Annotated in this window: 3 protein-coding genes and 1 pseudogene; 3 read left to right on the top strand and 1 reads right to left on the bottom strand. The window is 61.8% G+C overall.

Translation table 11 applies throughout. The features are described from left to right. Window positions 1–83, top strand: a pseudogene (locus KH208_RS15380) (IS5/IS1182 family transposase); the annotation flags it as partial. Here the strand turns inward: KH208_RS15380 and KH208_RS15375 are convergent. After that, a complete protein-coding gene (locus tag KH208_RS15375; RefSeq protein WP_291437760.1) occupies window positions 67–306 on the bottom strand; it encodes a hypothetical protein in 240 nt (79 codons plus the stop codon). The pseudogene KH208_RS15380 and the gene KH208_RS15375 sit on opposite strands and share 17 nt — an antisense overlap. Before the next feature lie 212 nt (window positions 307–518). Between KH208_RS15375 and KH208_RS15370 the strand changes: the two genes are divergently transcribed. Both KH208_RS15370 and KH208_RS15365 read left to right on the top strand, forming a co-directional pair. After that, window positions 519–2888: an N-acetylmuramoyl-L-alanine amidase gene (locus KH208_RS15370; protein WP_291437758.1), complete on the top strand. Its 2370-nt coding sequence runs from the start codon at window positions 519–521 to the stop codon at window positions 2886–2888. Window positions 2889–3080: 192 nt separating this feature from the next. Then, window positions 3081–3626, top strand: a complete 546-nt coding sequence (locus KH208_RS15365; RefSeq protein ID WP_291437756.1) for an OmpH family outer membrane protein — start codon at window positions 3081–3083, stop codon at window positions 3624–3626. Window positions 3627–3749: the final 123 nt, after the last annotated feature.

Below are 3749 nucleotides of genomic sequence, written 5' to 3'. Positions count from 1 at the left end.
GAATTGCCACGCGCTATGATCGGTGTGCCCACACTTTCTTCTCCGCCATTTGCATCGCAGCTATTGTCATTTTTTACCTTTAATGAGTCCTGAGCCTAGAATCCGGCTCCGAAAAGCGCTTTTTGCTCCTTGAGCGACGCCAAAAGGGCGTTCCGGGTCTGGAACGCCCTTTTTCTTTGCCGGAAACAAGAATTCTTCTTCTCGGAGCCGAATTCCAGGGCCATATGGCTTGTTGGCGACAAAAAATTTCAATAAAATATGAGCAGAAAAGCCGCCACGAGTTTCGCGGCGGCTTTTCTGCGGCACGTGTGTTTGAAATGTGGAACATTTCAAACGTGAATTACGCTATTGGCACAAAATCTGCAGTAATTTTCCAACAGCGGGCTTCGCCCATGCCGCCGCGAACCGGCAAGCCCTTAAGACTGCGGCCGGGCGGCCGATAACATAAACAGCCCGGCTTGCGCCGGTGTCGGAAAACTGACGGCAACAGCAGACTCTCTCAGGAATGGAAAAGAACAGTGGCCGGAAAAAGCAAGCAACGGAAACAGACGGACAAAGCCCTGGTCAGGCGGCTCGCGCCGCCGCTGGCCTTTTTGCTGGCGCTCTGTCTGCTGGTCATCTGTTGCTATGATGCCGGCTACAGTGCGCTGCCGCCCACGGAAAAGCGCTATGCCGCCGCCAAGGCGGATATCGCCAGTCTCAAACTGGATGACAAAAAAGGCAATCTGCGTGAACCGTGGGAAAAACTGGCTACGGAATTCCGGGCCATTTACGATACGGATCCCGCTTGGCCCAACCGCCCGGCCGCGCTGTTCCGTGCCGCCGAAAGCCTGGAGGAACTGGCAAAACGCTCCTTCGCCAAAGCGGACGCCCGCAAGGCCATAGAATGTTATGAATCCCTGGCCCTGCGCCATGCCGACAGCCGTTTGGCCGACGACGCCCTGTTCCGCGCGGCGCGGATGCGCGCGGCCTGGCTCAAGGACGACAAGGGCGCGCTGGCGCTGCTGGCCCGGATCAAGAGCCAGTACCCCAAGGGGGACATGCTGTCCGAAGCCCTGGCTCTGGAAAAGGCCCTCAAGGCCTCGGTCAGCGGCCGGACCGCGCCGGAGGCCCGCCAGGTGGCGGCCGCGGACAGGAAGGAAGCGGTGGAGGACCAACCCGCCGCGCCGGAAAAATCTTCCTCCTCACAGGCTGTTCCGCCTTCGGTTTCGGAAGACCGCTTGTTGCCCCGCTACCGCGCGGCCAAGGCCCGTATGGAAGCCCTCCGGGCGGACAAGATCAAATCCTGCTGGCGTCAGCCTTGGGAAGAACTGCAGACAGAGTTCCAGCGCATCTACGAGAGCCGCAAAGACTGGGCCGTGGCGCCCGGAGCCCTGTTCCGTTCCGCCGCGAGCCAGGAAGCCCTGGCCGACTGTTCCCACCTGCCAAGTGATTACCGCCGTGCTCTGGAGCTCTATCTGGCCCTGACCCGCGAATTTCCCAAGAGCGCGCTGGCCGATGACGCCCTGCTGTGCGCGGCTCGAATCCAGAGCACGCGCCTGGGCAAAACCAGTGAAGGTCTCGCCCTGCTGGACGAAATCGCCGCCAATTACCCGCGCGGCGACATGGCTGCGGAGGCCCGCAGCCTGCGGGCCCAGTGGAGGGGCACTCTGGCGGACGCCGGGGGCGCGGATTCGGCCTCAAGGGCCGCTGAACGGCATGAGACGCCGGAAGTGCAGGTGCTTTCCTGGGATTCCCTGAACAAAAACAGCGTGGAGATCGTTCTGGAAATGAGCGGCCCCACGCGCTATTCCACCCGTCTGGTCAAGGCCCGAAAAGGCGCTCCGGCCCGGCTGTACCTGGACCTGGAAAATGCCGCCGTGGTCAGTGACGTGCGCAAGGGCGTCACGGTGCGCGGCAGCCTTTTGCAGGCCGTGCGCGTGCGCGACCGCAAGGAAGGCGGGGCCAGCCTCCAGTTCGATTTCCGCGAGGTGCGGCGTTTCGACGCCCGCATAGAGGATGACCCGTGCCGCATCGTGCTCAGCGTGGCCGCGGGCAAAACTCCCCTGCCGCGCAAGGCCGGAGCGGCGGCGGCCTTTGCCGCCGGCGATGAAGACACGCCCGCGCCGCGCGCGTCCAAAACAGGCATCAGAAGCCGCCAGGTCAGCGACATGGCCAGCCAGCTCGGCCTGACCGTGCACACGGTGTTCATCGACGCCGGACACGGCGGCCGGGATCCGGGCACCAGCCACAACAAGGTGCTGGAACGTCTGGTCACGCTGGATGTAGCCATGACTCTGGGTCGTCTGCTGGAGGCCAACGGCCTGGAGGTCGTTTACAGCCGTACCCGCGACACGGCCGTCTCCCTGAGTGAGCGCACGCGCAGAGCCAATGCGGCGCGCGCCGATCTTTTTGTCTCGGTGCATGTCAATGCCAGCGAAGACCCACGGGTCAGCGGCGTGGAAACCTATTATCTGGACCTGGCCAGCAATCCGCAGGCCGCGCGGGTGGCCGCTCTGGAAAACGCGGGCAGTGATCGCCGTCTCGGCGACATGCAGAACATGCTGGCCGACGTCATGCTCAATGCCCGGGTGGAGGAATCACGCCGCCTGGCCGGAGACATTCAGCGCCTGTCCATGTTCCGTCTGAAACGGCGGGAGTTCACGGTCAGGAACAACGGCGTCAAGGCCGCGCCCTTTCACGTGCTGCTCGGCGCGCAAATGCCCGCCGTGCTGGTGGAACTGGGTTACTGCACCAACCCGGCCGAGGCCCGCAATCTTGCTGATCCCAAATATCGCCACGCTCTGGCCGAAGGCCTGGCCGAGGGCATCCTGGCCTACAAAGACCGCCTTCTCAAGCGCCAGACCGCGCAGAATTCCTTGACGCCCAACGGCCCCGGTGCTATGTGAAATCCGTGTTTCACAGTTGCGCCGCGACCGTCGCAAAGTCGTGCGCAACAAGCGGACCGGGCTTTTTTGCGCTCCTCGCGTTTGCATCGGCCCGTCCGGAATAATCCTTATCGGCGAGCTTCTTACGGCGCGTGGGCATACCTGTTCCGCAAGGGCGGATAAAATTTCAGCAATTGGGGAAGGAGAACTTTCATGCGTAATGTTGTGTTGATGACCCTTGCGGCTTGCCTGCTGCTGGCCGGAGCGGCTTTCGCCGCTGATGAAAGCGCCGTGCCCGCGGCTAAAATCGGCGTGGTGGACATGCAGACCGTAGCCACGCAGAGCGAGCCCGCCCAGGCCGCCAAAAAACAGATGGAATCCAAATACGGCAAAGAGCGCCAGAGCCTGGAAAAACAGGGCGAAGCGCTGAAGAAGAAAGCCGAAGACCTGAAGAATCCCAAAGCCAGCGAGGAAAAGAAGCTGGCCTTTATCCGCGCCAAGCAGGAACTGGATCAAAAGACCCGCAATTTCCTGCGCAAGGTGGAACAGGACGAAGTCAAGCTGCGCCAGGACATGGTCACCCTGGTGTTCAGCGCCACCTATGAAGTGGCCCGGGCCAAGGGCTTCAACTTTGTAGTGGACGTCACGGCCGGCGGCGTGCTCTATGCCGATCAGTCCATGGACCTGACCCAGGACGTGCTGGCTGAGGTGAACAAGCTGTACAAGGCCGGTGGTTCCAAAAAGGACGACAAAAAGTAAGCGCCGGACATTTTTCGTCGCAAAGCCTCTCGACCCTGACGGGGCGAGAGGCTTTTTTTCTACCTTTTCATGGGCGCCGGACGCGCCAGGGAGAAACGCATGCAGGAGACCGTCCCCCAGAGC

Origin of the sequence: Desulfovibrio sp., assembly GCF_018379785.1 — a bacterium.
Classification (GTDB): domain Bacteria; phylum Desulfobacterota; class Desulfovibrionia; order Desulfovibrionales; family Desulfovibrionaceae; genus Desulfovibrio.
The sequence above is the reverse complement of the archived record's forward strand: the minus strand, read 5'-3'. Positions and strand labels throughout refer to the sequence as shown.

Bases quoted from the DNA above. Each gene is read 5' to 3' on its own strand.
- KH208_RS15365 (WP_291437756.1), top strand. From the start codon at position 3,081: ATGCGTAATGTTGTGTTGATGACCCTTGCGGCTTGCCTGCTGCTGGCC.